At 65.6% G+C, this 26,690-nt stretch carries 29 protein-coding genes; 13 read left to right on the top strand and 16 right to left on the bottom strand.

Going from position 1 to position 26,690, the window contains the following annotated elements; translation table 11 throughout:
- The first annotated feature begins 4 nt into the window (after positions 1-4).
- The 5 genes from hpf (at position 5) to POM99_RS07195 (ending at position 2,861) form a co-directional block, all read left to right on the top strand.
- Entirely contained in the window at positions 5-586 is a 582-nt protein-coding gene (hpf, locus tag POM99_RS07215) for a ribosome hibernation-promoting factor, HPF/YfiA family (protein ID WP_277276211.1), read from the top strand.
- A 126-nt stretch (positions 587-712) separates the two neighbouring features.
- Entirely contained in the window at positions 713-1,174 is a 462-nt protein-coding gene (locus POM99_RS07210) for a PTS sugar transporter subunit IIA (protein ID WP_277276208.1), read from the top strand.
- Complete coding sequence (locus POM99_RS07205) at positions 1,164-1,640, top strand: PaaI family thioesterase (RefSeq protein WP_277276206.1); 477 nt, start codon at positions 1,164-1,166, stop codon at positions 1,638-1,640. Before POM99_RS07210 ends, POM99_RS07205 begins: the two co-directional genes overlap by 11 nt.
- Positions 1,637-1,972 carry a DUF1491 family protein gene (locus POM99_RS07200; protein ID WP_277276204.1) on the top strand — a complete coding sequence of 112 codons (336 nt, stop codon included), beginning with the start codon at positions 1,637-1,639 and terminating at the stop codon, positions 1,970-1,972. Before POM99_RS07205 ends, POM99_RS07200 begins: the two co-directional genes overlap by 4 nt.
- A 226-nt stretch (positions 1,973-2,198) precedes the next feature.
- Complete coding sequence (locus tag POM99_RS07195; protein ID WP_277276202.1) at positions 2,199-2,861, top strand: cell wall hydrolase; 663 nt, start codon at positions 2,199-2,201, stop codon at positions 2,859-2,861.
- A gap of 196 nt (positions 2,862-3,057) precedes the next feature.
- Here POM99_RS07195 and POM99_RS07190 read toward each other — a convergent pair whose 3' ends face one another.
- The 5 genes from POM99_RS07190 to POM99_RS07170 form a co-directional block, all read right to left on the bottom strand.
- A complete protein-coding gene (locus POM99_RS07190; protein WP_277276200.1) occupies positions 3,058-3,810 on the bottom strand; it encodes a phosphocholine cytidylyltransferase family protein in 753 nt (250 codons plus the stop codon).
- 117 nt (positions 3,811-3,927) lie between these two features.
- Positions 3,928-5,028, bottom strand: a complete 1,101-nt coding sequence (locus tag POM99_RS07185) for an inositol-3-phosphate synthase (protein ID WP_277276199.1) — start codon at positions 5,026-5,028, stop codon at positions 3,928-3,930.
- A gap of 259 nt (positions 5,029-5,287) precedes the next feature.
- Positions 5,288-5,956 carry an HAD family hydrolase gene (locus POM99_RS07180; RefSeq protein ID WP_277276197.1) on the bottom strand — a complete coding sequence of 223 codons (669 nt, stop codon included), beginning with the start codon at positions 5,954-5,956 and terminating at the stop codon, positions 5,288-5,290.
- Positions 5,953-6,669, bottom strand: a complete 717-nt coding sequence (locus POM99_RS07175) for a phosphocholine cytidylyltransferase family protein (RefSeq protein ID WP_277276195.1) — start codon at positions 6,667-6,669, stop codon at positions 5,953-5,955. The genes POM99_RS07180 and POM99_RS07175 overlap by 4 nt, the downstream gene beginning before the upstream one ends.
- A 108-nt stretch (positions 6,670-6,777) precedes the next feature.
- Entirely contained in the window at positions 6,778-7,872 is a 1,095-nt protein-coding gene (locus tag POM99_RS07170) for a CDP-alcohol phosphatidyltransferase family protein (RefSeq protein ID WP_277276193.1), read from the bottom strand.
- Positions 7,873-7,972: 100 nt separating this feature from the next.
- Here POM99_RS07170 and POM99_RS07165 point away from each other — a divergent pair, with 100 nt between their 5' ends.
- The gene (locus POM99_RS07165; protein WP_277276190.1) at positions 7,973-8,899 is read left to right on the top strand and encodes a CDP-alcohol phosphatidyltransferase family protein; all 927 of its coding nucleotides are present in this window, start codon (positions 7,973-7,975) and stop codon (positions 8,897-8,899) included.
- 7 nt (positions 8,900-8,906) lie between these two features.
- Here POM99_RS07165 and POM99_RS07160 read toward each other — a convergent pair whose 3' ends face one another.
- Together POM99_RS07160 and POM99_RS07155 are read right to left on the bottom strand one after the other, a co-directional pair.
- Positions 8,907-10,367 carry a lipopolysaccharide biosynthesis protein gene (locus tag POM99_RS07160; protein ID WP_277276188.1) on the bottom strand — a complete coding sequence of 487 codons (1,461 nt, stop codon included), beginning with the start codon at positions 10,365-10,367 and terminating at the stop codon, positions 8,907-8,909.
- A 5-nt stretch (positions 10,368-10,372) separates the two neighbouring features.
- Positions 10,373-11,674: an MFS transporter gene (locus POM99_RS07155; RefSeq protein ID WP_277276186.1), complete on the bottom strand. Its 1,302-nt coding sequence runs from the start codon at positions 11,672-11,674 to the stop codon at positions 10,373-10,375.
- A gap of 125 nt (positions 11,675-11,799) precedes the next feature.
- On the opposite strand from POM99_RS07155, the gene POM99_RS07150 reads away from it, so the two are divergent.
- Positions 11,800-12,426, top strand: coding sequence for a class I SAM-dependent methyltransferase (locus tag POM99_RS07150; protein ID WP_277276184.1), 627 nt, complete (start codon positions 11,800-11,802; stop codon positions 12,424-12,426).
- Positions 12,427-12,430: 4 nt separating this feature from the next.
- Here POM99_RS07150 and POM99_RS07145 read toward each other — a convergent pair whose 3' ends face one another.
- The gene (locus POM99_RS07145) at positions 12,431-13,240 is read right to left on the bottom strand and encodes a hypothetical protein (RefSeq protein WP_277276182.1); all 810 of its coding nucleotides are present in this window, start codon (positions 13,238-13,240) and stop codon (positions 12,431-12,433) included.
- A gap of 92 nt (positions 13,241-13,332) precedes the next feature.
- On the opposite strand from POM99_RS07145, the gene lipB reads away from it, so the two are divergent.
- Positions 13,333-14,001, top strand: coding sequence for a lipoyl(octanoyl) transferase LipB (gene lipB, locus POM99_RS07140; RefSeq protein ID WP_277276180.1), 669 nt, complete (start codon positions 13,333-13,335; stop codon positions 13,999-14,001).
- The gene (locus POM99_RS07135) at positions 14,001-14,372 is read left to right on the top strand and encodes a hypothetical protein (RefSeq protein WP_277276178.1); all 372 of its coding nucleotides are present in this window, start codon (positions 14,001-14,003) and stop codon (positions 14,370-14,372) included. Before lipB ends, POM99_RS07135 begins: the two co-directional genes overlap by 1 nt.
- A 6-nt stretch (positions 14,373-14,378) precedes the next feature.
- Here POM99_RS07135 and POM99_RS07130 read toward each other — a convergent pair whose 3' ends face one another.
- Complete coding sequence (locus POM99_RS07130) at positions 14,379-15,287, bottom strand: HpcH/HpaI aldolase/citrate lyase family protein (protein ID WP_277276176.1); 909 nt, start codon at positions 15,285-15,287, stop codon at positions 14,379-14,381.
- Positions 15,288-15,295: 8 nt separating this feature from the next.
- Positions 15,296-16,402: an alkene reductase gene (locus POM99_RS07125; protein ID WP_277276174.1), complete on the bottom strand. Its 1,107-nt coding sequence runs from the start codon at positions 16,400-16,402 to the stop codon at positions 15,296-15,298.
- A 99-nt stretch (positions 16,403-16,501) separates the two neighbouring features.
- On the opposite strand from POM99_RS07125, the gene POM99_RS07120 reads away from it, so the two are divergent.
- The gene (locus POM99_RS07120; RefSeq protein ID WP_277276172.1) at positions 16,502-17,410 is read left to right on the top strand and encodes a DMT family transporter; all 909 of its coding nucleotides are present in this window, start codon (positions 16,502-16,504) and stop codon (positions 17,408-17,410) included.
- A gap of 202 nt (positions 17,411-17,612) precedes the next feature.
- A complete protein-coding gene (locus POM99_RS07115; protein WP_277276170.1) occupies positions 17,613-19,268 on the top strand; it encodes a M10 family metallopeptidase C-terminal domain-containing protein in 1,656 nt (551 codons plus the stop codon).
- 54 nt (positions 19,269-19,322) lie between these two features.
- Here POM99_RS07115 and nadA read toward each other — a convergent pair whose 3' ends face one another.
- The 6 genes from nadA to POM99_RS07085 all read right to left on the bottom strand — a co-directional run bounded on the left by nadA (position 19,323) and on the right by POM99_RS07085 (position 23,658).
- Positions 19,323-20,321 (bottom strand): quinolinate synthase NadA, encoded by a 999-nt coding sequence (nadA, locus tag POM99_RS07110; RefSeq protein WP_277276168.1) that lies wholly within the window; start codon positions 20,319-20,321, stop codon positions 19,323-19,325.
- Between the two features lie 57 nt (positions 20,322-20,378).
- Complete coding sequence (locus POM99_RS07105; protein WP_277276167.1) at positions 20,379-21,113, bottom strand: adenylate cyclase; 735 nt, start codon at positions 21,111-21,113, stop codon at positions 20,379-20,381.
- A gap of 68 nt (positions 21,114-21,181) precedes the next feature.
- Positions 21,182-21,850, bottom strand: a complete 669-nt coding sequence (locus POM99_RS07100) for a DUF4230 domain-containing protein (RefSeq protein ID WP_277276165.1) — start codon at positions 21,848-21,850, stop codon at positions 21,182-21,184.
- Positions 21,832-22,779, bottom strand: a complete 948-nt coding sequence (locus POM99_RS07095) for an MBL fold metallo-hydrolase (protein ID WP_277276163.1) — start codon at positions 22,777-22,779, stop codon at positions 21,832-21,834. The genes POM99_RS07100 and POM99_RS07095 overlap by 19 nt, the downstream gene beginning before the upstream one ends.
- 44 nt (positions 22,780-22,823) lie before the next feature.
- Positions 22,824-23,303 (bottom strand): DUF1465 family protein, encoded by a 480-nt coding sequence (locus POM99_RS07090; protein WP_277276161.1) that lies wholly within the window; start codon positions 23,301-23,303, stop codon positions 22,824-22,826.
- A 157-nt stretch (positions 23,304-23,460) separates the two neighbouring features.
- On the bottom strand, positions 23,461-23,658 hold the full coding sequence (locus tag POM99_RS07085; RefSeq protein ID WP_277276159.1) for a YdcH family protein: 198 nt from the start codon (positions 23,656-23,658) through the stop codon (positions 23,461-23,463).
- 246 nt (positions 23,659-23,904) lie between these two features.
- Between POM99_RS07085 and POM99_RS07080 the strand changes: the two genes are divergently transcribed.
- Both POM99_RS07080 and ptsP read left to right on the top strand, forming a co-directional pair.
- Positions 23,905-24,063 (top strand): YdcH family protein, encoded by a 159-nt coding sequence (locus POM99_RS07080; RefSeq protein ID WP_277276157.1) that lies wholly within the window; start codon positions 23,905-23,907, stop codon positions 24,061-24,063.
- A 285-nt stretch (positions 24,064-24,348) separates the two neighbouring features.
- On the top strand, positions 24,349-26,628 hold the full coding sequence (ptsP, locus tag POM99_RS07075) for a phosphoenolpyruvate--protein phosphotransferase (protein WP_277276155.1): 2,280 nt from the start codon (positions 24,349-24,351) through the stop codon (positions 26,626-26,628).
- Positions 26,629-26,690 lie beyond the last annotated feature (62 nt).

Raw genomic sequence — 26,690 nt, 5'->3', positions numbered from 1 at the left:
GATTATGGATATTCGCGTTTCGGGCCATCAGGTCGACACCGGCGCCGCTTTCGAAGCCCATGCGGAAGAGCGGCTGGGGACCATAGTCGACAAGTATTTCTCCCGAGCGCTTTCCTCGCAAGTGACGCTGGGGAAGGCCCCGCATGGCGGTTTCCGCTGCGACATCGTCACCCATGTGACGCATGGCCTGATCCTGAAGGGCAGCGCGGTGGCGCAGGAAGCCCACGCCGCGCTGGACCAGTCGGCCGAGAAGATCGAGAAGCAGCTGCGCCGTTACAAGCGCCGGGTGAAGGCCCGCGCCGATGGCGCCGACCATGCGCGCAAGACCGACGAGGCGAACTTCGTGCTGGATGCGTCCTACACCGTGTTCGTGGTGGAGGAGCAGGATGATGAACCGGCCGATGCGCCGCTGGTGATCGCCGAAACCAAGGTGGATGTGCCCGAGGCGACCGTTTCCGACGCGGTGATGATGCTGGACCTGCGCAACACCAACGCGCTGCTGTTCAAGAATGCGGGCACCGGCGTGCACAACATGGTCTATCGCCGTGGCGACGGTTCGATCGGCTGGGTGGAACCGGGCAAGTAGGCGTTCGCCAGTTGCAGGCACCGGAGCCGCGGCGACGCGATTCGGTGCTTGCACCGCGCCTGAAACGGGAGCATGGCGCGCGGCAACTTGACCGTGCATCCGATGCACGCTGCGGCATTTCAGTCCATGACGGCTCTCTTCACCATTGATCCCAATGCGGTCCGCGTGATCCGCGCGGAAAACAAGCAGCAGATACTGGCCGCGCTTGGCGATACCTTCGCCACGGTGACGGGCATCGATCCGACGCACCTGCTCGACCGGATCGAGGAACGCGAGCGGCTGGGCAGCACCGGCTTTGGCCGTGGCGTGGCCATTCCCCATGCGCGGATCGACGGGCTGACCAAGCCGGTGGCGGCGTTCCTGCGGCTGGAAAAGCCGGTGGATTTCGATTCCGCGGATGGCATGCCGGTGGATTGCGTGTTCGGGCTGCTTTCACCCGAGCAGGCCGGGGCCACGCACCTTCAGGCGCTTGCTGCGATCTCGCGCCTGATGCGTGACGACAAGATGCACGAGAAGCTCGTCTCTGCGCCCGATGCCGATGCGCTTTATGCGCTGCTGGTCAATGTTATCGACCGGGATGCGGCCTGAGTTGCACGATGATGCCGCCGCGCCGCATTGGCGCGCGCTGGAACGGCTCTATGCCTCGGCCCCGGTCAACACCCTGTTCGAATCCCGCCTGGAAGTTCTGGGCGAAGGGCATGCGCGCATCCTGTTCGATGTGACGCCGCACGTGTTCCATGCCGCAGGCGCGGCGCACGGCACGATCTACTTCAAGATGCTCGACGATGCGGCGTTCTATGCCGCGAACACGCTGGTGACGGACCGTTTCCTGCTGACGACATCGTTCAACCTGCACTTCACCAGGCCGATCACCGGCGGGCGTGTGGTGGCCGAGGGGCGCTGGCTTTCCGGCCGACGGCGGGTTCTGGTGGCGGAATCGCGGCTGGTGGACGAAAGCGGCGAGGAAGTAGGGCGGGGCACCGGCACGTTCCAGCGATCGCGAATCGCACTCTCGGGCCTTGCTGGTTACGCGCCGGGATCTTCTCCGGAATGAGCGAATCGCGGCTGCCGACCCGGCTGGAAACATCGGCGCTGATGCGGGCGTGCGAGGCGGCGGGCGGCTTTGCCATGGTGCTGCAGAAGGGCGAGCCGGACTCAGGCACGATCATGATCGTTATCGTGGATAATCAAGGGCTTGGCACGCTCTATGAACGGATGCCGCAGATCGACGGAAGCCGGAAATGGACCGCAGTACGGCATCAAAGTATTGATAATAAATCGGAATTTAACGACTATCTGGAGCGCAGAAGCGCGCAGGACCGCGACATGTGGATAGTCGAACTGACTATCGCGGAGGGTGAACGATTCGTCCTGAACCGCAACTGACCTGACTTTCGTAAGGTTGACTTCGCTGCGTTGCAAAATAAAGGCGACGGCACCGCCAATGCGCAGGCGGCGAAGCAAGGGGGGCATCCCGCTTCGCTAGCACGCAGACGGGGGGCAGACGGCTTGGCCATTCGGACCGTGCACCAACCCATCGCGATTTGCTTCGCGACGGGAAGGGCATGGTTCGCGCCATGCCCGGATGCTCACCGCCCAGTATGGACGAATTGTGAGTAAGAAACTTCGTATCGCCAGCGCCATCAGTGTCGCTGCCACTCTTTTTTCAACCCTGTTTGCCAGCGCCGGTTCCGGTGCGAAGGCCCAGGACCTGCAACTGCAGGTAGCCGAAGCGCCCGGCGCTTCCGCCATCACCCGAAATTCCGCGATCGCCGCGCCCGTGCCGACCATCGAGGCGGCACCGCAGCCGGAAGTGCACAACGCTGTCGAAACTGACGCGGTTGCCCCGGTTGCCCAGAGCGCAACATCGCTGGCCGATCTTGTTGCCGACACCGCCGTTCCTGCTGCGCTCTCGCGCGAGATGGAATGCCTAGCCGGCGCGATCTACTTCGAAGCCAAGAGCGAAACCCTGGCCGGCCAGCTTGCCGTTGGCCGCGTGATCGTCGCCCGCGCCAATTCGGGCCGCTTCCCCACGTCGTACTGCGGCGTGGTGCTGCAGCCGTCGCAGTTCTCGTTCGTGCGTGGACGCGCCATCCCGGCGGTGAACCGCGACAGTCACGCCTGGCAGCAGGCGGTGAAGATCGCCATGATCGCCGACAAGGGATCGTGGAAGAGCCCTGCCGAGGGCGCGATGTTCTTCCACGCCGCCAGCGTCAGCCCTTCGTGGGGCAAGACCCGCGTGGCGCGTATCGACAACCACATCTTCTATCGCTGAGGGAGGGCCCTCGCCCGAACCGGGTGAGGGATGTCTCGGCCCAGAAAAGCCGTCCGGACACGTTCCGGGCGGCTTTTTCGTTTGCTCCACTTACGTGGATTGCGGCACCGGCCCGCTCCCCCGCCCGGCCACCCACAGTGTACAATTCCGTTGGGTGGCCGGGCGGGGGAGCGGGCTGGTGCTGCAGTAACTTGGTTCAGTCCTGCCCGGCCATGGCGGCAAAGGTGGGGGCGAGGTGCCATGGAGCCATTTCCTCGGCCAGGGCGTGGGCGCGGGGATCATCCACGTCCAGCCACCAGGCGTCGTCGATATCCATGGTGAAGGCGCGGCCGCGATCGGCCAGCACCTGCATCCCGTCGGACAGCGAGCCGGACTTGCCCGCGGCGATCGCCTCACGAATGGCGGCGGCGAGATCGGGCGTGCACAGGAAAGCGCCGCAATCGACCGCGTCATAGGGGGTGATGGTCTTGCCGATGGCCTGGATGCGCCCGGCATCGTCGGTGCGGACCCAGGTGGCGTCTTCGGGATCGACCAGCGGGTTGTCGAGCCGGCGATCGATGGCGAGTGTGACCCCGCGATCGGCGCTGCCTTCGGCCATCAGGCGGGCGAGTATGTCGGCCTCGAACATGTGATCGGCCATCATCAGCAAGTAATCGCCATCGCAGCGGGTGGCACCGGCGATCACGGAATGGCCATTGGGAGTGGACCAATCGGTCAGGCGCACCGGCACGATCTCGATCCCGGCGCGCTGCGACAGGTCGGCCAGGAAGCGTTCCAGCATATCGGCCTCGTGCCCCGTGACGACGATCACGCGGGTGACCCCGGCCAGCATGGCCTGGCGCACGCCGATCTCGATCAGGGGCACCCCGCAGACCGGAGTAAGCGGCTTCGACGCGGAGATATCGGCAAGGCGGCTGCCGAAACCGGCGGCGATGATCAGGGCATCCAAGGCTTCGGGTCTTTCGAGTTCGCTGCAGGTCAGTTCACGGTCCCCGGAAATGCAGACGGCGCCGGCCTCCCCCAAGGAAGACCGGCGCCGCCGCGAAACCGGAATGCGGTTGGCTGCTTATTCAGCGGCCAGCGCGGCCTCGGTGATGTACTCGTCCACCATCTGCGCCGCAACATCGTCGTTGAACTGCTGCGGCGGATGCTTGCAGAAGTAGGCCGACGGGCCGATCAGCGCGCCGCCTTCGCCGCGCTCCAGCGCGACCTTGCAGCAACGGATGGCGTCCATGACGCAGGCGGCCGAGTTCGGGCTGTCTTCCACCGAGAGGCGGAGTTCCAGGTTCATCGGCACGTTGCCCCACTGCAGGCCTTCAAGGCGCAGGAAGCACAGCTTGTTGTCCTTCTGCCAGGGCACATAGTCCGACGGGCCGACGTGGATGTTTTCGTCTTCCAGGCGCTGCGCAAGCATGGCCTGCACTGCCTCGGTCTTCGATTCCTTCTTGCTGCCCAGACGCTGGCGGTCGAGCATGTTCATGAAATCGGTGTTGCCGCCGGTGTTCAGCTGATAGGTCTTTTCCACGGCGACGCCGCGGGCGCTGAACAGGCTGGAGAGCACGCGGTGGACGATCGTGGCGCCAACCTGGGCCTTGATGTCGTCACCCACGATCGGGATGCGCTTGTTGCGGAACTTCGCTTCCCATTCCGGGGTGGAGGCGATGAACACGGGCATGCAGTTGACAACCGCGATGCCGGCTTCGAGCGCGCATTCCATGTAGAATTCGGTGGCGGTCTGCGAACCGACCGGCAGGAAGTTCACGAGGACTTCCGCGCCCGAATCCTTGAGCGCCTGAACGATCGATTCCTTGGTGGCTTCGGGTTCGTCGGCGACGATGAAGCCGCGTTCGCCCATGCCGGTCATGTGGTCGGCAACGCCATCGAGCTTCTTGCCCATGATGACCTTGCCGCCCGTGAGGGGCACGTCTGCCTGGAACACGGCGGTGCAGTTCGGCGCAGCGAAGATCGCTTCCGAAATGTCCTTGCCCACCTTGCGCGCATCGACATCGATGCCGAGCACGAAGTCCACATCGCCCGCACCATAGCCTCCGATGCGGTCATGGATCAGGCCGCCGGCAGAGTTGTTGTTGCGATAGAAATAGACCCCCTGCACCAGCGAGCTGGCGCAGTTGCCCACGCCGATCATGGCGACCTTGATTGCCTTCATGTTACGTCAGTCCCTTGTACGCAGGCGCCCGCCCAGGCGTCTGTAACCAAACTGCCTCACTTTACCGAATTCCCGCGGAATGCAAGCGGATTTCCCGCCTGTCACGACGGGCTGTGGATAGCCGCGGTCGACGGAATACCAATGACTTGCCTTGCATGTGCGAAACAACGCGCCGCAATTGTGAATCCATCGACATAAGTTTGCGTAAAACTATGGAGATGGCAGTGCCAAGGTTCATGTTGCAATGCGGCATGGCGGTTCAGCCCAGCGCTGCCTGTGGCGCCAGCACGCTGTCGAGGTCGGCCAGGTTTTCGATGATGGCCGTGCCCGCAACTGCGCTTTCGAAATCCTCGACGGTGAAAGCAGGGGTCAGCAGGGCGCGGAAGGGCACGCCCGCGGCGGCGGCAATGCGGGCGTCGTTGGGCGAATCCCCGGTGAACAGGAACTGGCTGCGCGGCAGCGCAAAACGCGATTCCAGCGCGGTGAAATGCGGTTCGCCCTTGCCGAAGCCGGCGTCATCAGCGCTGGCGGCGCGATAGCCCAGCGCACAGTCCACCGGCCAATCGCGTGCCAGGCGGTCAACATAGCATTCGAGGTTGTTGGACGAGATCGCGACATGGAAGCCGGCGGTGCGCCAGCCGGAAAGCAGCGCGGCAACATCGGCGGGAAGGGCGATGCCGGACAGATAGCCATCCTTCCAGCTTTCGAACGCTTCGGCCACGGGATCAGTATCATGGCCGGGGTAAAGCTGGCGCAGCTGGCGTTCGAAGGGCAGGCCCGACGTGGCCCAGTACGCCTGCCGCGCCTCGTCCACCGGGGTGGCGAAGGCGGCGTGCATCAGGGTGGCAGCCTTGTCGGCATAGTCCTCCATCGTCGGCACGAGCGTGCCGTCGAGATCGAACACCAGGACGCGCACCGCGCCGCTCAAGCGGAAAGGCCTTCCCGCGCGATGGCGAGGTCTTCGGGAGTATCCACTTCGAACCATTTGAGGCCCGAGAGCCAGCAGACGCGCGGCGCCGTGGCAAGATCCGGCGCCAGCTGGTGCAGCACCATTTCCACCGAAGCGGTGGCGAGATCGCGTTCGGCATGGACGCGGTCGAACGCCTGCCAATAGGCCGCGCGCAGCGACGCGGGCACGGCGGTGGTGCCGATATAGGCACCATCGTACTTCGGCAGCGTCTTGGAAATGGCGGTGAGGCGGCCGCTTTCCTCGATCACCTTCATCTCGTCGGGCAGGACCGGGCGTTCGCGTTCGCAGGCGATGGCGATGGCATCGCCCATCGGCGCGAAGTGGCGGACATACATGTCGGCAGGGAAGAGGTGATCGGCATTGGTGAGGATGAAGGCTGCATCGCCCACCAGCGGACGCGCCGCGCCCAGCGAAGTGAGATTGCCGGCCTCAAGCTGCGGATTGCGCACCGTGCGCAATGGCGCATCGGGCCATTCGCGCGCGAGGTGGTCCTCGATCAGGTGCGCGCGATAGCCGGTTACGACGATGACTTCGTCGACTACGGCAAGCAGTGCTTCCACTGCGAAATCGATGCAGGTGCGCCCTGCAACCGGCATCAATGGCTTTGGCAGGGCATCCGTCGCATCGCCCAGCCTGCTGCCGCGACCTGCGGCAAGGATCACGCCCTTCATTCCCTGCCCGATCCCTGTGCTGGAAGATGGTGTTGCAATCGTGTTGCACGCAGATGTGGGATAGACTGCGCCAACGCGCAAGGGGGGATACCACCACGGACGACCGTGTCAGACGTTGCGCAGATGCGGGGGCAGCAGTTCTCCGGCTTTGTCGGCCGCGATCAGAGGCGCGCACCAGGCGATGGCGCCGAGCCATATCAGCAGGCCGCCCAGCAGCAGGCCGGGCAGCACCCAGGCCAGCTGCGCAAGGCACCCAATGCAGGCGACCAGGACATAGACATCACGCTTGAACAGCCTTTCGAGCGTGAGCGTGACCGCCTGCAGAACGGGCCGGCCTTCCAGCTTTCGCGAAAGCGCGGCGCGCAGAACGTCAAAACTGCCGCGGCGCGGGCCGAGCCGGAGCAGCGCCGTCATCGCGCCGATGCCGATCAGCAGCAGCACCACGCAGGCCAGCGCGATCCAGGCATAATCAATGCCATAGGTGCGGATCACCCCGGTCATCAGCCCGACCACGAAGCCGAAGTTGGCGACCATGTCACACGCGGTATCGAGCAGGGCGCCACGCCGGCTCATCGCCCAGCTGACGCGCGCTATATCCCCATCGACGCAGTCGATCACCGACACCGCCTGATAGAGTACGCCGCCCAGCGCCAGCCATTCCGCGCCGCCATGCCCCAGCACCACCGCCATGACCATGGCCAACGCCAGCGTGAACCAGGTGACCGGATCGGGGCCAAGGCGCAGCTTCATGGCCAGCGCGGCCAGGCGGAACGAGATCGGGCGGTTGATCCAGCGGCCGACCGGGCCTTCGGTGGGTTTGAGCGTGGCGCGCAACAGCGCCATGACCATGGCACGATCGCTTCTGCCCGCGATCAGGCGCGGATCATCGGCAGAAAGGCGCAAGTGCGGATTGGCGGCCAGCGCATCAAGCGCGGCACGGGTGGACAGGGCATCGCCCGGAAGCAGGCTTGCCCTTTCGGGCAAAGACGAGCCGGCGGGCACGATGGACACCGAAGGCAACGCACGGCCGCGCAGCATGAAGCTGCGGCGCCAGTCTTCCTCCACCGGCGCATCGGCGAGGACGAAAATCGTGTCCGCTCCGGCAAGATCGGCAAGGATCACCGCGCGGGCGACGCCGGTGATGCCGCCAATGCGGCGGCGCAGCAGGTCGCTGGCCGGAATGGCCACTGAAAATGCGGTCATTTTACGCGTGTGGTCCCTTCCCGTGCATCGACCCCTTTCCTGCGCCTATAGAGGCGGCTACCGCTTGCGCCAAGCGAGGGTCGCAAGAGGATCGGGACCAGTGTCGGGGGTTGGCAGCAAGAGGGTGATCGAACGCCCGCAGCGCAAGCGCGAGTTACAGGACGCGCTGAACCATTACCTGTACCACCCGCTGGCCTGGCAACTGGCGCGCCTGCTGGCGCACACGCCGATCACGCCCAATGCGGTTTCGGTGTTCGGTGGCATGATGGTGGTGGCCGCGGGCGTGGTCTATTACGGCCTGGGCAGCTATGGGCCGGTCTGGCCGTGGGGACCATTGCTGGGCATGGCGCTGCACATGGGCTGGCACGTGGTGGATGGCGCGGATGGTGATCTGGCGCGCATCACCGGCAAGACCAGCCCCTTGGGCGAGCTGGTTGACGGAATCTGCGATTATGTGAGCCACATCGTGCTCTATGTGCTGCTGGCCTTTGTGCTGACGCGGGCGCTGGGACCGGGCTGGGCCTGGTTCTGGGCGCTGGCGGCGGGCGGCAGCCACATCGTGCAGTCGAACTTCGTGGAAGTGCAGCGGCGGTTCTACCAGTACTGGACCTATGGCGTGCCGTGGCTGAACAACACCGCCAAGGGCGATGCCGAAGCTTTTGGCGGGAAGGGCGGCCTGGGCGCAGTTCTGCGCGTGTTCGTGGCTGGATACCTGCGCCTGGCATCAGGGATGAGCCGCAACGCGCTGATCATCGATGCCGAAGTGACGCGGGTGCAGGACAGCGATCCAGACCGGCTGGCGCAGATCCGTGCCGAAGTTGCCAAGGAGCAGCGGCCGCTGTTGTTCTTCCTGAAGTTCCTGGGCCCCAATCCGCGCGCGATCGTGCTGGGCTTCGCTATGCTGGCGGGCAGCCCGCTGTGGTATTTCCTGTACCAGTCGGTGGTGCTGAACGTGCTGCTGGTAATAGCCGTGAAGCTGGAGGACGCCGCCGCGGCGCGGGTGGTGAAACGGCTGGGTTTAGGCTGAATGGGCCTTAATTGACGCGGAACTGCGCCATGGCCAGTGCCTGCGGATCAAGCCGCCGCCACAGCCAGATCAGCCCCGCGTAGATGGCCAGAGCGCAGAGCGGCGGAGCAAAGGCGAGGACCACCGGCTTTGCGCCATGCAGCGCCGCGTCCAGGGCCAGCCAGGCCAGTATGCCGGCCAGCGCAGCGAGCATCGGCGGCAGGGCGTGGGTGAAGGGCCGATGGACGCCCAGCCGCTTCAGCCACAGGCGCCGCATCGCCGTGGCCGCCAGCGCCGCCACGAGCATCGCGCCTGCCGCGCCGAGCAGGCCGAAATATGGCGCGGCGAGCGGGATCAGCACCGCCGGTATGGCAATCAGCAGCAGGTTGACCTGCAGCGCGAGCGCGGGGCGGCGATAATAAAGGATCAGCTCGCTGACCCCGAAGGCGCCATTCACCGCCTCTGCCAGCACCATCACAACCAGTGCGCTCCAAGCCGCGGGGTATTGCGGGCCGAACAGGGCGAGCAGGGGCGCACCTGCGGCAGTCATCAGCAGCACCACGCCGAGCTGGATGGACAGGATCACGCGGGTGGCGGCGGCCATCGCCTCTCCGGCGCGGGCATCGCCATCGGCATACATGGTGCGCGCGGTGAGCGGGGTGAGGATGCCGTCAAAAGCCTGGCGGACCTGCAGGATCGGCGTGCGCAGCTGGCGCAGCACGTTGTAAACCCCCGCAGCGGCATCGCCGAGCAGGAAGCCGACAAGGGCGAGGTCGATCCGCTGCGACAGCGCGACCAGCGTATCGGTGCCGGCAGGTGAAATCAGGGTTTTCAGGCGCGAGGCCAGCCGGCTCGGTCGCCAGTACAAAGCGCGCCATGGGCCGAGGCAGTGGCGGGCACTCCACAAGGCGAAGAGAGCGACGATGAGGCTGCCGGCGAGATAGCCGATCAGCAGGCCTTCCCCGGTATCGCCCAGGAACCACGCGGCCACGACGATGCCGGTGAGGGCATAGGGTTCGACCAGTCCGCGACCTAGCACTTCGTAGCGCATGCGGTGGGTCCAGCGGGTGGCGGCGAAAGCGACATCGGCCACCGCCTGCCCCAGCACCGCAGGGGCAAGGAGCATCAGGGCATAACGCAGTTCCGTCGATATCGCGCCTTGCGGCAACGCCATGACGCCAGCGATGACGAGTGCGGCAACCGCGATGCTGGAAAGCGTGGTGAGCAGTAGCGCATCAAGCAGCACGTGAGGCGCGCTGCGCGTTTCCGCCTCCTGTTCCAGCCAGGGGAAGATCATCCGCTTCAGCCCCAGCCCGGCCAGCGGCGCGAGCAGTTCCGCCATGGTGGAGCCCATCGAGAACACGCCATAGGGGGCCGCGCCATAAAGCCGCGCGGCCACCCACAGGAATGCGGCGCGTGCGCCGAAACGGATGACGAAGCTGGCGCCGTTCGACAGCGCACCCTTGGCGACGACGGCCTGGCTTTGCATTGCGATCAGTCGCTATCCTTGGGGATGGCGACAAGGCAGGTAAGGATTGCGCCGATCAGCAGCGCTTCGACCGCGAACCAAACGCCCCATGCGGTGTGGCCATAGAGCCAGACGCCGATTGCGGGCGTGACGATATAGGCGCTGCCGTTGATGGCGGTGACGATTCCCGCCGCCTCGCCTTGTTCATCGTGGCTGGCGGCAAGGCTGGCACCTGCCGTGAAGCCGGGGCGGAACAGCCCGAGGCCGAGCGAGGCGAAAGCAAAGCCTGTCGCGACCGAATGCAGGTCATTCCCGGCTGCGACCAGCAATGTGCCAAGCGCGCAGGCGGACCTGCCCGAAAGCGTGGACATGCGAGGGCCGAGGCCCAGAGCCGGGATCAGGCCCCACTGCGCCAGCAGGGTGGCAATGGCGCCGCACATCAGCACGAGACCGATCAGGCCGGCTGCCGAATCGGGCTGATGGCGCAGGCCAAGCCGATCGAGCAGGAGAAAGCCGATGATCCCGAGCAGGATTGCCTGTGCGTGGTTGCCCAGGGCTCCGGCGATCAACCAGCCACGAATGCGCGGATCGGCCCAGCGCAGGCGCGGAGTTTCGGACGGCAGCCGTCTTTCCACGCCATCGAGCCGGGGTGCTGATCCGGCACTGAACGGCGCGACCAGCACATCGCCATGGCCGGCGAAGCTGGGCGTATCATCAGGCAGCCGCAGGCGAATGAGGACCATGACGCCAACGGCGAAGAGCGAAAATCCCGCAAAAGGTCCGATCAGGCCGATTCCCGGCAGGATAAGCAACGGCGCGAGCGCCGGGCCGAGCACGGTGCCAAGGCCGAAGCTGGAAGAAATCAGCGCGAGCGCCCGGGTTCGCTCGCTGATGCCGGTGCGGCTGGCGACGTAAGCCTGCACGGCGGGCGGGGCGGCTGAACCGAAGGTGCCATAGAGCAAGCGGGCCAGCGAGAAGAGGAAGAGCGCCATGAAACCGCCGACCCACCCTTGCAAGCCGGCGAACAGCGCGAGCCCGCACAGGCTGAATGAAAGGGTAAAGCCGGTGAGGCCGAGAGCCATCATCGCCTTGCGCCCGCGTCTGTCGGATCTACGCGCCCAATAAGGCGCAATCAGGACCCAGACCACCGCCGACCAGGAATAGGCAAGCGTGACCCAGACGTCGGCAATGCCAAGGTGCGTGCCGATCGACGGCATGACCGACTGCATGGCCGTGTTGCCCGCCGCGATGACGAGCATGACCGCGAACAGCAGCGCCATTCTCTCGCGCGGCAGATGCGCGCCCTGCAAAGCCTCTGTCTCGGTCATCGTGCGCTGCCCTTGCACCGATCCGGAACCAAGGCGCAAGCACCACGCTTGCAAAGACGCCGCAATTTTGCGACTCGCCTGTGTCAATCCAGTGTCTCAGTCCACCGAGAGGACCATACCAGACAATGACTTCGACCCGGGTAGCGCGAGAGCCCCTGATCCAGCGTTCATTGCGCAAGGCGCGGCGCGCGTTCGGCCCGGCGGGCCTGTTCTTCAAGGGATTCGTGAAGCATCCGGCGATGGTGGGCGCGATCGTGCCTTCATCGCGCCGCACAATCGAGCGCGTGCTTTCGCGCGTGGACTGGGAGAATACCAAGCTTTTCGTGGAATACGGACCGGGCGTGGGCACCTTCTGCCGCCCGGTGCTGGACAAGCTGCGTCGCGATGGCACGCTGATCGTGATCGACACGAATCCTGATTTCATCGACTACCTTTCGCGCACCATCGGCGACAGCCGCTTCATTGCGGTGAACGGATCGGCGGCCGACGTGGAGGAGATCATCCGCGCGCATGGCTTCGAACAGGCGGACTACGTCCTTTCGGGCCTGCCCTTCACCAACCTGCCGCCCGGCGTGGGCCCGGCGATCATGAGCGCGACGCACCGTGTGCTGCGCCAGGGCGGGGCATTCCTGGTCTATCAGTACACCGCCCGAGCCCGCGCGCTGATGGGGCAGTATTTTCACCGTATCGACAAGGGCTTCGAGCCGGTGAACGTGCCCCCTTGCGTGATCAGCTGGGGCTGGAAGGACTGATCCTTCAGTCGAAGGCGGAGAATTCGCCTTCGACCGGGGCGGCCAGTTGCCGCCACACGCTGGCGATCATCGCGGCGAAATAGGTGTAGCCCAGCGCGAACAGCAGCCCGACGACGCCTTCGCTGAGCAGGCGCTGGGTCTCGCCCTCGGTGGTCTGCACCAGCACCACGCCGACGAAGATCATCACCAGGCCATAGGCGATGAAGAACAGCGTGAACGCCGGCCCGAAATAGAGCAGCACCGACAGGTATGCGCCGCGCGTATCGCGGATCGAGCTGCGAATCGCCGTGATCGGATTGCGCACCCGGCGCACCGCAATTTCCGGCGCGACAAGCATCACGCGTGACATCGGCCAGGTCATCGCCAGGACCGAAATCGGCACCGCCAGCAGCGGCGGCAACAGCAGGATGAGCACGCTGGCAATGATCAGCCAGCCGAAGGACAGCGCCAGCGTGCTGAGGATATGCGCGCCGAGATAGCTTGGCAGCAGGCGCAGGCAATCCATCAGCGTGGCGCCCACGGTCGGGCGCGCCGGATCGAGCATGACCTTGAGCATGGCCATGAACCCGACGATCAGCGGCAGCGACAGCAGCAGGAGGACGGGGCCCGAATCGCCGTAGAACCGCAGGATCGCCTCGGCCATCTGCTGATCGTCCATGCCGGGGGTGAACGCAGGCTTGGGCAGCAGCACCGCGCCCAGCAGGGCGGGCAGAACGAAGAACACCCCGGCGATCGCGACCAGCACCTCGCGATTGGCGCTGACCATCGTGGTGGCGCTTTTCCAGGCGGCGGAGGCATCAAGCTTGGGGGTCATCACCGCGGCTTCCTAGCAGCAGCGGCGCATGCTTGCACCCCTTCTGCAGCGGGGCTTGAACTTGGCGCGTGCGCAGGCCAAGTGCGGCAGGCATGAAGGCAAATTCCGACATCGAGATCCGGCAGGAAACCACGCTGGTGCCCTATGCGCAGGCGCTGGAGACGATGACCGGACGCAACGCGGCAATCGCCGAAGGGACGGCGCGGGAGCTGATCTGGCTGCTGGAGCACCCGCCGGTCTATACCGCCGGGACGAGTGCGGATCGCAGCGAACTGCTCGACCCGCGGTTCGAGGTGTTCGAGGCGGGGCGCGGCGGGCGCTACACCTACCACGGGCCGGGGCAGCGCGTGGGCTACATCCTGCTGGACCTGAAGACCCGGGCGCGCGACGTGCGCGGCTTCGTTCACGCGGTGGAGGGCTGGGTGATCGATACGCTGGGCGATTTCGGCGTGGAATCGTGGCGCGCCGAAGGCCGGGTGGGCATCTGGACCAAGGGCAGCGATGGGCGCGAGGCCAAGATCGGCGCGATCGGCGTGCGCATCCGCCGGTGGGTGACGATGCATGGCTTTTCGGTGAACCTTTCGCCCGATCTCAGCCACTTCGGCGGGATCGTACCCTGCGGGATCGATGAATTCGGGGTGACCAGCCTGGCTGATCTGGGGCAGGAGGTTGCGCCCGATGTTTGGGATCGGGCATTGCTGGCGCGCGCCGACGATTTCCTGGCGCGGCTGGACGTGGCGTGCCCGCCGAAGGAGGCATGATGAAGCGGATTTCGGCAGCACTGCTGGTTGCGGCTGCGCTCTCGGCCACGGTGAGCGGCTGCGGCGGCAAAGGCGAGGAAAAGGGCGCCAAGGCGGCGGGTGGCGAAGTGCTGCCCGGCACGATCAGCGACGCGATGATCGACACCAGCCATTCGCAGGCACAGGCCCCGTTGATGCCGGCCAAGGTGGACAAGCCCAAGCTGGACCTGCCCGGCACCGACGCCAGTGAAGCGGCGGATTCGCCGGTGGCGGAAAGCGCGCCCGCCCCGACCGATGCGGCCAACCCTGCGGACGTGCCAAAGCCGGCGGCAAGTCCGAAACCCGCCGCAACCGCCAAGCCCAAGCCGGCAGCGAGCAAGCCCGCCGCCTGACCGGATTCAGAGCGGGCGGACTGGCGCCGCTTCGATGCCGAGCAGGGCACGCGCCTGCTTGAGGTGCGGCTGGTCTATCATCCTGCCGTCGAGCTGCAGCGTGCCCGCGCCGGGATTGGCGGCAAAGGCCGCGACAATGGCTTCTGCCTCGGCCAGTTCGGCCTCGGTCGGGGCGAAGGCGGCGTTGATGATCGGCACCTGCACCGGATGGATCGCCAGCATGCCGGTGAAGCCATCGCCGCGTGCAGCCTCGGCGGCGCGGCGGCAGCCTTCCTCGTCACGGAAATCGGCATGCAGGGTGTCGATGGCCCAGACATCACGGGCATGGGCGGCAAGCAGCGTCTGCGCGCGGATGAAGCGGAAGGTGTCGGTCCACTGCCCGGCGGCATCACGCTTGCGGCTGGCGCCAATGGCGGCCGAAAGGTCTTCCGCCCCCCAAGTGAGCCCGGCAAGGCGGGGCATCGAGGCCTCGACATAGGAAGTGATGGTCAGCGCGGCGCGCGCCGTTTCGCTGACCAGTGGCAGGATGCGGACATGGCCGTTGGGCAGGCCGTTGCGCTGTTCATGTTCATAGATTTCGGCGGCGACGAGGCGGATCTGTTCGGGCCCTTCGGCCTTGGGCAGCATGATGCCATCGGGCGCGCCGGCCATGATCGCGGCCAGATCATCGCGCCACAGGCCGGTTTCCACCGCGTTGATCCGCACCCAGCGGGCCTGCTTGCGCGTGGTGATCTGGCGCTTGTGCGCTTCCAGCCAATCGCGCGCAGTGCGGCGCGCGCCGGCCTTCGCCGCAAAGGCGACCGAATCCTCGAGGTCCACGATGATCGCATGCGCCCCCGTTTCCGGCGCTTTCATCAGCTTCTTCTCGCTGTCTGCGGGAATGAACAGCCAGGAACGGGGGTGCGTGCGTGTCATGGAACTCCTTATGCGGCGGAAGCCGCTTCCTCTGCAAGCGTGGGGTAGTCGGTGTACCCTTCCTCGCCCGGGAAGTACCACGTCTGTGGTATCCCCTTGTTCGGATTGAGGTGGGCGCCCTTGGCGATGCGATCGACAAGGTCCGGGTTTGAAATGAACGGGCGACCGAAGCTGATCACGTCGGCCCGGCCGGAACGGATGTCGGCGTCGGCCTGCTCGGGCGTGTAGTCGCTGTTCAGGATCAGCGGACCGGTGAAGAGCGTGCGGATCAGGCCGTCCTGCTGGGGTACGTCAGTCTTGCCATAAGTGCCATCGGGGCCGGGCTGACGCAGTTCGAGATAGGCGATGCCGAGATCCTGCAGCACGCGTGCGGCTTCACCGAAGGTTGCCTGCGGATTGCTGTCGTCGACGCCCTGCGATTCGCCATTGGGCGAGAGCCGGACGCCCACACGATCCGCGCCCCACACTTCGATCAGGCGGGCGGTCACCTCACGCAGCAGGCGCACGCGGTTGGTGGTGCTGCCGCCATAGTCGTCGTCACGCAGGTTGGCGCCATCGCGCAGGAACTGGTCGATCAGGTAGCCATTGGCGGCATGGAGCTGCACCCCGTCAAAGCCTGCCTTCTTGGCATTCTCGGCCGCAAGGCCATAGTCTTCGATCAGGCGGGGAATTTCGTCGAGCCGCAGGGCGCGGGCAGTCTCGTTGTCCTTGCGGCCCTGCGGCGTGTGAGCCGGTCCGGGCGCACGCGTGGCCGATGACGAAACACCCGGCTTGCCGCCGAGGAAATCGGGGTGGACCAGACGCCCCATGTGCCACAGCTGCATCGCGATGCGGCCGCCGGCTTCGTGCACGGCCTCCACGATCGGCTTCCACGCCTCTACCTGCTGATCACTCCAGATTCCGGGTGCGCCTGGCCAGCCAAGCCCTTCGCGGCTGATGCCGGTAGCTTCGGTCAGGATCAGGCCCGCAGTCGCGCGCTGGCGATAATAGGTCTGCATGATCGGGGTGGGTACATGTTCGGGCGTGGCACGGCCGCGGGTGAGCGGCGCCATGATGATGCGGTTGGGAATCGCGATGGCGCCAAGAAAGCCGGGCTGAAACAGCGAATCGTGCATGGACAGGACCTTTGCAGGGTGGAAATGAAGAACGTGCGAACGAAAGGACGGCCAAGAGCCAAGTTTCCTTTTGCAACTTTTTAGGAAGCGAACCCTTCAATGGCAACGTACCGGCGTGAAACGAAAACACGCCATCCGGATAGTTTCCATTTCGTCGCGTTGATGGGGGGCAACCTGGCGCTGGCGTTCGGCCCGTGGTTCGTCAGGCTGGCCGATAGTGGCCCGGTCTCGGCAGGGTTGTGGCGGCTGGTGCTGCCCTTGCCGCTGCTGGCATTGCTGGCCCGGGCCAATCGCCAGCCGCTGACCGGTTTCGGCTGGGGCTCGCTGGGTGCGGTGGCGCTGGCGGGCGTTCTCTTCGCACTCGATCTGGCGTCATGGCATGTGGGGATCGAAAAGACCAAGCTGGGCAACGCCTCGCTGTTCGGCAATTCGGGCAGCCTGATCCTGATGGTCTGGGGCATGGTGGCGGCGCGCCGCGCGCCGCGCTGGGCCGAAGTGGCGGCGATGATCTTGGCGCTGGCGGGGTCGGCCATCCTGATGGGGCGATCGTTGGAGATCGACACCTCGACCTTGGTGGGTGACCTTTTCTGCGTGCTCGCAGGCTTCTTCTACTTCTTTTACATCCTGCTGATCCAGCATGCGCGCGGGCGCTTTGGCAGCTGGTCCCTGCTGTTTCATGCCAGCTGGACAGGGGCGCCGGTGCTGCTGGTCTGCGCGCTGTGGCTGGGAGAGCCGGTCTGGCCGCACACATGGTGGCCGGTAATCGGGCTCGCCATCGCCAGCCAGGTGATCGGGCAGGGGTTGCTGGTCTATGCGCTGGGGCACTTCAGCCCGCTGGTGATCGGCCTTGCGCTGTTGTCGCAGCCAGTGGTCTCGGTGATCGCCGGCTGGGCGGCGTTCGGCGAGACGATCGGCGTGGTTGATGGGCTGGGCATGGTGCTGGTGGCGGTCTCGCTGGTGCTGGCTCGGGTGGGCGAGCCGGCACGAACCGCGGATGCGCCGGATTGAGATCAATGGTTGAAAATTTTCCTATCCAATCGCTTTTGGGCCGATATACGTAGGGCATTGGTTTCAGTTGAAATGAGTCTCCTTGCATTCGGGGGCCGTTGATGCCCCCGGAGCGGAGCCGTTCAGCTGCCGCCGTCCGCGTGCCACAGGGGCTGCGCGGTACCATCAGGACCGGGGACCTACCAACATGCCTGCAAGCAGAATGCGCGCCCAAGACGTGCTCGCGACCAATCCGGATGCCGACATCTTCGAATTCCGCGACGTTGCCGGCGATGCGTCGATGCCGCTGCCGAAGTTCATCGCGCCACTCTCGTCCGGAACGCCGGGCGCAAGCCTCGACAACCATGTGGGAGAGTTCTTCCGCGGCAAGCCTGTGCTCGACCTGGAAGGGGTGAAGGCGCACATCGATTCGGGCACCGTGCTGAAGGCGCCCAACGGCGTCATCACCTACAGCTTCGCTGATCTGTCGCACCTGACCAACGTCTACAACAACCCGAACTTCGGCTTCACCGCAGGCTATGGCTTCTCGCCGTTCAACGCGCAGCAGCGCACCGAGGCGCGCGCCTCGATCCAGCTGTGGGACGATCTTGTCGCGGTGAAGTTCGTGGAGAAGAACGGCACTGGCGCGGACATCCAGTTTGCCAATTCGTGGGACCCGGCGCAGGCCTATGCCTATTATCCCGGCAAGCAGGGCTACAAGTTTCAGTCCGACGTGTTCGTGGCCGATCCGGCGCTGAACTGGACCAACGCGTGGTTCGGCTTTGGCGGATACGGCAAGACCACGCTGGTGCACGAACTGGGCCATACGCTGGGCCTGTCGCACCCCGGGCAGTACAATTATGACCCGAACCTCGACCTCACCTACGCCAACTATGCCGAATATGCGCAGGACAGCACGCAGTATTCGATCATGTCGTACTGGGCGGCAGAGGATACCGGCGGCCGCATCCGCGACTGGAACACGCTGCAGTTTGGCAATGCGCAGACACCGCTGGTGCACGATATCCTGACGATCCAGGCCAAGTATGGCGCAGACCCGACGACGCGCGTGACCGACACCACCTATGGCTTCAACAGCAATGCCGGCAACGTGGTCTACGATTTCTCGAAGAACGCGTTCCCTTATCTTTCGATCTACGACGCCGGGGGCAAGGACACGCTGGACCTGTCGGGCTTCACCGCCAGCCAGCAGATTGATCTCCATGCCGGTGCGTTCAGCTCGGTGGGGCAGGCGATCCCGACCGAGGCGGTGATCGACGCCGCCCGCGTGGAACTCGGCCTGATCCGCGGCGCGCCCTTTGCCGACAGGTCACAGGCCTTCATCGACGGCCTGGCCAATCCCGCCATCGCCGCGAACGAAGCGGACATCGCGCGTGAAACCGGTGTGTCCGGCGTGTTCACCACCGAATACCTCAACCTGTCGATCGCCTATGGCACCACCATCGAGAACGCGGTGGGCGGATCGGCGCGCGACGTGATCTGGGGCAACCAGGTGGCCAACGTGCTGAAGGGCATGGCCGGCGATGACGTGCTCAACGGGTTCGAAGGCAAGGACACGCTTTACGGCGGCGCGGGCAAGGACACGTTCCAGTTCCACGTCGTGGAAAAGGGCGACACCATCGCCGATTTCGCCAGCGGGACTGACAAGATCGACTTGACCCACCTTGGCGCGAAGTCCCCGCTGGAAGCTGGCGCGGACCTGACGTGGATCGGCAGCGCAGCGTTCAGCGGCGCGGCGGGCGAACTGCGCTTCGCCGGCGGGCATCTCCTGGCCGACCTGAACGGCGACAAGGTGGCCGATTTTGACGTGACCGTGATCGGCAGCACGGTGGCGCAGGCTGACGTGCTGTTCCTGTAAGCGGAACCAGCATCGAAGCGAGGAGGGCGGCCCCGCAAGGCCGCCCTTTTTCGTTCAGGCGCTGAACGGCTTTGCGCCGAGATCGCCCATGCCGATGGTGCCGCTGGCCATGTCGAGCATCCGGTCGAGGCTCTTCTTGGCGGCCAGGCGCAGGCTTTCCTCGATCTCGATGCGCGGGGTCAGGTCGCGCAGCGCGAGATAGAGCTTCTCCATGGTGTTGAGCGCCATGTAAGGGCAGATGTTGCAGTTGCAGTTGCCGTCGGCTCCCGGCGCGCCGATGAAGGTCTTGTGCGGCATGGCCAGCTGCATCTGGTGGATGATGTGCGGCTCGGTGGCGACGATCAGGGTGTCACCTTCCATCGTCTTGGCGAACTGCAGGATGCCGCTGGTGGAGCCGACATAGTCGGCATGGTCAACGATGTGCGGCGGGCATTCCGGGTGCGCGGCAATCGGCGCGCCGGGATGCTGGGCCTTCAGCTTGAGCAGCTCGGTTTCCGAAAACGCCTCGTGCACGATGCACACGCCAGGCCACAGCAGCATCTCGCGCCCGAACTTGCGGTTGAGATAGCCGCCAAGGTGCCGGTCCGGGCCGAAGATGATCTTCTGTTCGGGCGGGATCCGGGCGAGGATGGTTTCCGCGCTGGACGAGGTCACGATGACATCGCTGAGCGCCTTCACCTCGGTGGAGCAGTTGATGTAGGTGAGCGCGATGTGATCGGGGTGCGCCTCACGGAACGCCTTGAACTGGTCGGGCGGGCACGAATCCTCAAGGCTGCAGCCCGCGTCGAGATCGGGCAGGACCACGATCTTCTGCGGGGACAGGATCTTCGCGGTATCGGCCATGAACTTCACGCCGCAGAAGGCGATGACGTCGGCATCGGTGTCTGCCGCCTTGCGCGATAGCTCGAGCGAATCGCCGACGAAATCGGCGAGGTCCTGGATTTCCGGCTTCTGATAATAGTGCGCCAGGATCACCGCATTGCGCTCCTTGCGCAGGCGGTCGATCTCGGCGCGCAGGTCCAGGCCGGTAAGGTTCGTCGGTTGGGCGGTCATCGCGGGTCCTTCTCGCGCGCCCGGACAGGCGTGGGCGCGCGAGGGGACTTAGGGACCCTAGGCCCCGGTCGCAATAGCCTGCGCGGCCGCAGCCATGGCGGGCAAGGCCGCCAGCGCCTGGATCAGGGCGTGGACGCCAAGCAGCGCGGCCAGCGAGAACAGCGTGGCGGGATGGACCGCACCCATCACCTTGCGATCGTGCCGCGCGATGGCGAGCAGAAACACGGCCTGAAGTGCGGCTTCCAGCCACGGGCCGAGCCCAGGATCAATCAACTCCATCGGCAGCAGGCGACCGAATGCCGGCTCCATCACGATCACCGTGGCGCCGATCATCAGGCGCCGATGCCACTGCGTCTGCCGGCGCAGCGCCACGGCAGTTGCAAACATCGCGGCGAAGGCGGTGACTTCCACATGCGTGAGCGCGAGGAAAAAGGCGTCGCTGAAGAAGGGCGGCACGCGGTGCAGCTGCAGCGCCATGCGACCCGCGGAAATGCCGAGCACCACGATCGCGCCGACGAGGGCGACACTCGCCCAGCCAAGATGTCGGTGCAGGGCCAGGTTGCCCGATCCCGCCAGCGCGTTCTGCGCAACCAGCACGGCCAGCCAGCCGAGCATGACGACGCCATGAACATGGATCAGCAACGGCACCTGCGTGGGTTTGACGAAGCCGCGCAGGGCCCACTGCGCGAAGCCGAAGACGATCAGGCCGGCAATGACCTGCGACAGGCGCAGAAAGAACTGCTGGTCGGTGGTGTAGCTATAGCTCGGATGGGCGGCGGCTGCCGTTGCCATGGTCATTCTCCCTCATTTCCCCCGCGCGACCCTTTAGTTGCGCGACGGGCAGGGGACCATGTCGCCCGTCAGGCCGGATTCGGCTCTCCGTCGAAAGTTACCACCACCTGCACGTCTCCGAAACCGGCGACTTGCAGCGGGATCGAAAGGTTCTGGCGGATTGCTTCCTTGGCGGCGGTGCGGGCAAGGCCCATCAGCACCGGGTTGCCGGCCTGTTCGGTGGCGAGCCGTTCGGCCAGTTGGGTGTTGTCCCGCGTCAGTTTGTCCTGCGCCTCGCGCGTGATCCACACGCCCTCTCGCAGGTACTGTGCGCGCGCCTCGTCCAGGTTGGGGCGGCTGATGCCGAGCGGGGGCAGCCGCACCGCAAGCGTCTTGGTCGCGGCATTCCAGCGCATGCGATCGCGCCCCACCTGTGAAAGATCGAGAGCATATTCCACGCGTGCCGGGATCACCGCAACCTGGCGGGAGCGGACGAGGCCGAGCAGCCGGGTGTCATCGCTTGCCACCACGGGGGCGAGCTGCGCGCTGAACACGGTCAGCTTGTCCTGCTTTTCAAAGGCGACGAGACTGGTGGCGAGCGGGTCGCCCAGGTCCTTCGGTTTCCACAATTGCCAGCCGAACCACGCGACCAATGCCAGCGCGCCGATGAACAGCAGCCATGGCAGCGCCGAGATGCGTGCAGGCGCCGCCGTGCGCGGGGTATGCGGGGAGGGGGTGTTCAGGCGATCAGGGTCCATGGGGTCGTTTCCAGCTTGCCGGGGTCGGCAGGGCAAACGCGCGTCCGCTGCCGAAGGTCCAGCAGATGGGCAAGAACCGATCGCCCGGCCGCGCCATGCAGCCGTGGATCGAGCCCCTTGTACATCGCGGCAACGAAATCGGGGATGGCATGGGCCCCTTGTTCCAGCAGGCGCAGGATCTGCCGTTCGCGCTGGCGGCGGTGGCCGATCATGCCGCGCACGAACTGGCGAGGGTTGTCGACCTGCGGACCATGCGCCGGATAATAGACGCGATCGCTGCGCTGATAGAGCTTGTCGAGGCTGGCCATATAGGCGGCCATGTCTCCATCGGGGGGCGATACCACGCTGGTGGACCAGCCCATCACGTGATCGCCGGTGAACAGCGCGTCGCTTTCCACCAGCGCATAGCACAGGTGGTTGCTGGTGTGGCCGGGCGTGTGGACCGCCTCGATGGTCCAGCCGTCGCCCGACAGGCGTTCCCCATCCATCAGTACGCGATCGGGGACATAGGCCGGATCGAAGGCTGCGTCGGCGCGCGGTCCGTCATCTTCCAGCGACAGCGGTGAACAGCCAATGATCGGGGCACCTGTAGCCGCCTGCAGCGGGCGCGAGGCGGGGCTATGGTCGCGGTGCGTGTGGGTACACAGGATCGCCACGATCCGTGCATCGCCCGCAGCCGCCAGGATGGCGTCGACATGGCCTGCGCCATTGGTGTCGGCATGGCCATCTGCACCGCCGCCCGCAGGGCCGGGATCGACCACAGCCACATCGCTGGCATTGCCGATCAGGTAGGTCTGCGTTCCGGTGAACGTGTAGGGCGAAGGATTGGGTGCCAGGACCCGCCGCACAAGCGGTTCCAGTGTCACGGCGAGGCCGGTGTTCCACGTGGAACGGTCCTGCGGGTTCTCGTCGGGGGTGCGCGTTGCCATGATCCTGCTATGGGGACGCCCGGCCCATGGCGCAACTGTGCGAGTCAGCCGGCGTGGCGCGTGGCGAGGCGATGGCGCAGGCGGTCTATGGCGGAGAGGCCGGGTTGCGGCTCACCCCGCCAGGCACGTTCAAGCCTCTGAATTCGTTCGTAAAGACGTTCGCTATCGTGGACCAGGGCCTGTGCCTCGGCAGGCAGGGCGGCCAGGGCTTCGCGATCATTGGCGGGAAAATTGGCGATAAGCCGCCCATGGCGGCGCAACTGCAGTTCCGAAAGCTCACCCGCAAAATAGGCGCGGTGGTTGAGCAGCCAGGCAAGGCAGTGCATCACGCGGGTGGTGGTGCGCAGCGCCTCGCAGCTGATCTGCACGCGCAGCAGGTCCTCATCGTGACCGGTCTCGGCGTGCTGCGTCATCCGTTGCTGGCGCAGCCGTTCAAAGCACGCGCGCACAGCCTCGGCCAGCGCAAGCGCTTCGCCATAGAGCGCTTCCACGATGCGCGGGTTGAGGCTGGGCATAAGGGCCATCGGGTGCGCATAGTCCTGCGTTAACCCTTTTCTCAACAGTCTGGCGGGCCAAGGTTCCAGCCAAATTTGCACTGTGCCGCAACGGGACGGCCATGGTGCTTTCGATGGTGCGATGCACCACCAGCCAAGTGATTCAAAGCGCGGGATTTTGCCGGATTCAGGCGATGATGTCCGGGATCAGGTAGTCCTCGATCAGCGCAATCTGGTCCTTCAGCATCAGCTTGCGCTTCTTCAGCCGCGCGACCTGCAACTGGTCGGCCGCGCCGGTGCTGCTTAGCGCATCGATTGCGGCATCAAGATCGCGATGTTCGATCCGCAGCATCTCCAGCCGCTTGCGCATTTCATCTTCGGTCAACCCGGGCACTCCTGGAACGCGCAACATCGTTACCTGCGACGGAACGATGCTTGCAAGCGTCTTACGGATGAACCCGCAAGAGCCGCAATCCGGCGCGGTTTGGCTTGCAAGATACGGCGAATGCGGCAGCATGACAACGCGCCCGCTCCGATGAGTCGGATCGGCCCACGAAGTGGACGCCATCCCTTTCGGCGGACATCCTTCCGCCGGAGCCAACGGGGATTTTTCCCGAAGGAGGTATACCGCATGGAAACGTCGCATCTCAGCGCCTTGCAGTCCAAGCACGCCGGCCTTGAACGCCAGTTGGCCGAAGAAATGGCCCGCCCGATCCCGGACGGAGCCGTTGTGATGGAGCTCAAGCGGCGCAAGCTCAAGTTGAAGGAAGAGCTTGCCCGGTTCCATTGAGGTTACAAAGAGATAACATGCATGATGCAGGGAGGGGCCGGTCCGCATGGACCGGCCTTTTCGTTTTGCTTTGGCGCGCCTTCCGCATCCGCGGAAGGCTTGCGGTTCCAGCCCACTCCCCCGCCCGGCCACCCATTTCAGGGCACTCTCGTGGGTGGCCGGGCGGGGGAGTGGGCTGGAACCGCAAGGGAAGGCCGGATGGCCTTTCCTTTCCAAAATACGAATAACTCCAGAAAGGTGGCGGGTCTTGTTTGCAAAGGGCGGGGGTTGCGATAAGCGGTTGGCATGGCTCTGCTGACCGCCGCCGCCGCTGCCCGCGCCATCCTCACCTCGTTGCACGAGGTCATGGCTTCGCGCGCCACCGCGCAGGCCAAGCTCAATCGCATCGTCGACGTGATCGGCGAGAAGCTGGATAGCGAGGTCTGCTCGATCTACCTGCTGCGCGAAGGCATGCTGGAACTGTTCGCCACGCGCGGGCTGAACCAGGCTGCCGTGCACGTCACGCGCATGGCGGTGGGCGAGGGCCTGACCGGCACGATCGCCGCGAACATCGAGACGCTGAACCTGGCCGAAGCCGCCGCGCACCCTGACTTCGCCTTCCGCCCGGAAACGGGGGAGGAAAAGTTCCACTCGTTCGCCGGCGTGCCGATCGTGCGGCGCGAACGCGCGGTGGGCGTGGTGGCGGTGCAGCATGTCGAGCCGCGCCGCTATGAAGAGGTGGAGATCGAGGCGCTGCAGACCGTGGCCATGGTGCTGTCGGAACTGATCGCCAATGCCGAGCTGATCGACGAGGACGACGCGGCGGGCGCCGCCGCGCTGAACACCGGGCCCGAACGGTTGACCGGGCTGACCCTGGTGAAGGGCATTGCGGCGGGCAAGGCGGTGTTCCACCAGCCGCGCGTGACCATCGAACACGTGGTGGCCGAGGATACCGAGGCCGAGCTGCAGCGCGTCTACCTCGCCTTCGACAAGATGCGCGAGCAGATCGACCGCATGGCCAGCCAGGCGGAGTTCGGCGTGGGGGGCGAGCACGAGGAGGTGCTCGAGACCTACAAGATGTTCGCCTATGACGAAGGCTGGACGCGCCGGATCAAGGAAGCGATCGATTCCGGTCTGACCGCCGAAGCGGCGATCGAACGGGTGCAGCAGCGCACCCGCATGCGCATGCGCCAGATCGACGATCCGCTGCTGGCGGACCGGATGCACGATCTGGAGGACCTGTCCAACCGCCTACTGCGCATCGTTTCCGGCCAGCTGGGCACGGCGGCGAGCTTGGGGCTCAAGGGCGATGCGATCCTGATCGCGCGCAACCTGGGCCCGGCGGAACTGCTGGAATATGACCGGCGGCGGCTGAAGGGCGTGATCCTTGAGGAAGGATCGCTGACCGCGCACGTGGTGATCGTGGCGCGCGCCATGGGCGTCCCGGTGGTGGGCCGCGTGCGCAGCCTGCGTGGCAAGGTTCGCGACGGGGACCAGTTGCTGCTGGATGGCGACCAGGGTGTGGTCGAGGTGCGGCCGACACCCGCGCTGGTCGAAGCGTTCGAGGCGCGATCGGCGCGCAACCGCGAGCGGCAGGCACACTATGCCGCGATGCGCGAGGTCGAGCCCGTCACCCGCGACGGTGAGCGTATCACCGTGATGATGAACGCCGGCCTGCGCGATGACATGCCGATGCTGAACCTGACCGGGGCAGACGGCATCGGCCTGTTCCGCACCGAGTTCCAGTTCCTCGTCTCTGCCACGCTGCCCGCGCGCGAACGCCAGACGCGGCTCTATCGCGATGTGCTGGATGCGGCGGGGGATCGCCCGGTGGTGTTCCGTACGGTGGACATCGGCGGCGACAAGGTGCTGCCGTACCTGCGCCACAACGATGGCGAGACCGAGGAAAACCCGGCGATGGGCTGGCGCGCGCTGCGCGTGGCGCTGGAACGTGACGGTCTGCTGAAGGCGCAGGCGCGTGCCCTGCTGGAAGCGGCGGGCGGGCGTACGCTGAACGTGATGTTCCCGATGGTGACCGAGCCGTGGGAGTTCGACGCGGCCAAGGCGGTGTTCGACGGGCAGCTCGCCTTCCTGAAGCAGCAGAAGAAGCTGCTGCCCGAGGCGATCCGCTTTGGCGCCATGCTGGAAGTGCCGGCGCTGGCCGAATGCCTCGACATGCTGGCCCCGCGCCTCTCCTTCCTGTCGATCGGCACCAATGACCTGACGCAGTTCCTGTTTGCGGCCGATCGCGCCAATCCCAAGCTGGCCGAGCGCTATGACTGGCTGAGCCCGGCGATCCTGCGCTTCCTGCGCCGGGTGGTGACGACAGTGGCTCCGCACGGCACCGACATCACCGTGTGCGGCGAGATGGGCGGGCGGCGGCTGGAAGCCCTGGCGCTGCTCGGCCTTGGCATCACGCGGCTTTCGATCACGCCCGCCGCAGTGGGCCCGATCAAGGAACTGGTGGGCAAGGTGAACCTTGCCGAGATTCGCGCCGCGATGGATTCGTGGCTCGCCGCCCCGCCGGCCAACATGCGCTCGACCCTGTCGGAATGGGCGTGCATGCATGGAATCGAATGCGATTGAGCACTCTTGCGTGCCCATGAAGGCGGTTCGTCGCCCGATTGGTCGCATCCTGCGCGATAACC

The sequence above is a fragment of the Novosphingobium cyanobacteriorum genome (genome assembly GCF_029436685.1).
GTDB classification, from domain to species: domain Bacteria; phylum Pseudomonadota; class Alphaproteobacteria; order Sphingomonadales; family Sphingomonadaceae; genus Novosphingobium; species Novosphingobium cyanobacteriorum.
This window is presented reverse-complemented; position numbering and strand designations above follow the sequence as displayed.

What these genes read in the sequence shown, in the direction of transcription:
- nadA (WP_277276168.1), bottom strand. Translation starts at nt 20,321, where the DNA reads ATGACCGCCCAACCGACGAACCTTACCGGCCTGGACCTGCGCGCCGAG.
- POM99_RS07095 (WP_277276163.1), bottom strand. Translation starts at nt 22,779, where the DNA reads ATGGCAACGCGCACCCCCGACGAGAACCCGCAGGACCGTTCCACGTGG.
- POM99_RS07100 (WP_277276165.1), bottom strand. Translation starts at nt 21,850, where the DNA reads ATGGACCCTGATCGCCTGAACACCCCCTCCCCGCATACCCCGCGCACG.
- POM99_RS07205 (WP_277276206.1), top strand. Translation starts at nt 1,164, where the DNA reads ATGCGGCCTGAGTTGCACGATGATGCCGCCGCGCCGCATTGGCGCGCG.
- POM99_RS07150 (WP_277276184.1), top strand. Translation starts at nt 11,800, where the DNA reads ATGACTTCGACCCGGGTAGCGCGAGAGCCCCTGATCCAGCGTTCATTG.
- POM99_RS07080 (WP_277276157.1), top strand. Translation starts at nt 23,905, where the DNA reads ATGGAAACGTCGCATCTCAGCGCCTTGCAGTCCAAGCACGCCGGCCTT.
- POM99_RS07130 (WP_277276176.1), bottom strand. Translation starts at nt 15,287, where the DNA reads ATGACACGCACGCACCCCCGTTCCTGGCTGTTCATTCCCGCAGACAGC.
- POM99_RS07115 (WP_277276170.1), top strand. Translation starts at nt 17,613, where the DNA reads ATGCGCGCCCAAGACGTGCTCGCGACCAATCCGGATGCCGACATCTTC.
- POM99_RS07160 (WP_277276188.1), bottom strand. Translation starts at nt 10,367, where the DNA reads ATGCAAAGCCAGGCCGTCGTCGCCAAGGGTGCGCTGTCGAACGGCGCC.
- ptsP (WP_277276155.1), top strand. Translation starts at nt 24,349, where the DNA reads ATGGCTCTGCTGACCGCCGCCGCCGCTGCCCGCGCCATCCTCACCTCG.
- POM99_RS07175 (WP_277276195.1), bottom strand. Translation starts at nt 6,669, where the DNA reads ATGAAGGGCGTGATCCTTGCCGCAGGTCGCGGCAGCAGGCTGGGCGAT.
- POM99_RS07185 (WP_277276199.1), bottom strand. Translation starts at nt 5,028, where the DNA reads ATGAAGGCAATCAAGGTCGCCATGATCGGCGTGGGCAACTGCGCCAGC.
- POM99_RS07170 (WP_277276193.1), bottom strand. Translation starts at nt 7,872, where the DNA reads ATGACCGCATTTTCAGTGGCCATTCCGGCCAGCGACCTGCTGCGCCGC.
- POM99_RS07090 (WP_277276161.1), bottom strand. Translation starts at nt 23,303, where the DNA reads ATGGCCCTTATGCCCAGCCTCAACCCGCGCATCGTGGAAGCGCTCTAT.
- lipB (WP_277276180.1), top strand. Translation starts at nt 13,333, where the DNA reads ATGAAGGCAAATTCCGACATCGAGATCCGGCAGGAAACCACGCTGGTG.
- POM99_RS07135 (WP_277276178.1), top strand. Translation starts at nt 14,001, where the DNA reads ATGAAGCGGATTTCGGCAGCACTGCTGGTTGCGGCTGCGCTCTCGGCC.
- POM99_RS07125 (WP_277276174.1), bottom strand. Translation starts at nt 16,402, where the DNA reads ATGCACGATTCGCTGTTTCAGCCCGGCTTTCTTGGCGCCATCGCGATT.
- POM99_RS07210 (WP_277276208.1), top strand. Translation starts at nt 713, where the DNA reads ATGACGGCTCTCTTCACCATTGATCCCAATGCGGTCCGCGTGATCCGC.
- POM99_RS07120 (WP_277276172.1), top strand. Translation starts at nt 16,502, where the DNA reads ATGGCAACGTACCGGCGTGAAACGAAAACACGCCATCCGGATAGTTTC.
- hpf (WP_277276211.1), top strand. Translation starts at nt 5, where the DNA reads ATGGATATTCGCGTTTCGGGCCATCAGGTCGACACCGGCGCCGCTTTC.
- POM99_RS07200 (WP_277276204.1), top strand. Translation starts at nt 1,637, where the DNA reads ATGAGCGAATCGCGGCTGCCGACCCGGCTGGAAACATCGGCGCTGATG.
- POM99_RS07105 (WP_277276167.1), bottom strand. Translation starts at nt 21,113, where the DNA reads ATGGCAACGGCAGCCGCCGCCCATCCGAGCTATAGCTACACCACCGAC.
- POM99_RS07145 (WP_277276182.1), bottom strand. Translation starts at nt 13,240, where the DNA reads ATGACCCCCAAGCTTGATGCCTCCGCCGCCTGGAAAAGCGCCACCACG.
- POM99_RS07155 (WP_277276186.1), bottom strand. Translation starts at nt 11,674, where the DNA reads ATGACCGAGACAGAGGCTTTGCAGGGCGCGCATCTGCCGCGCGAGAGA.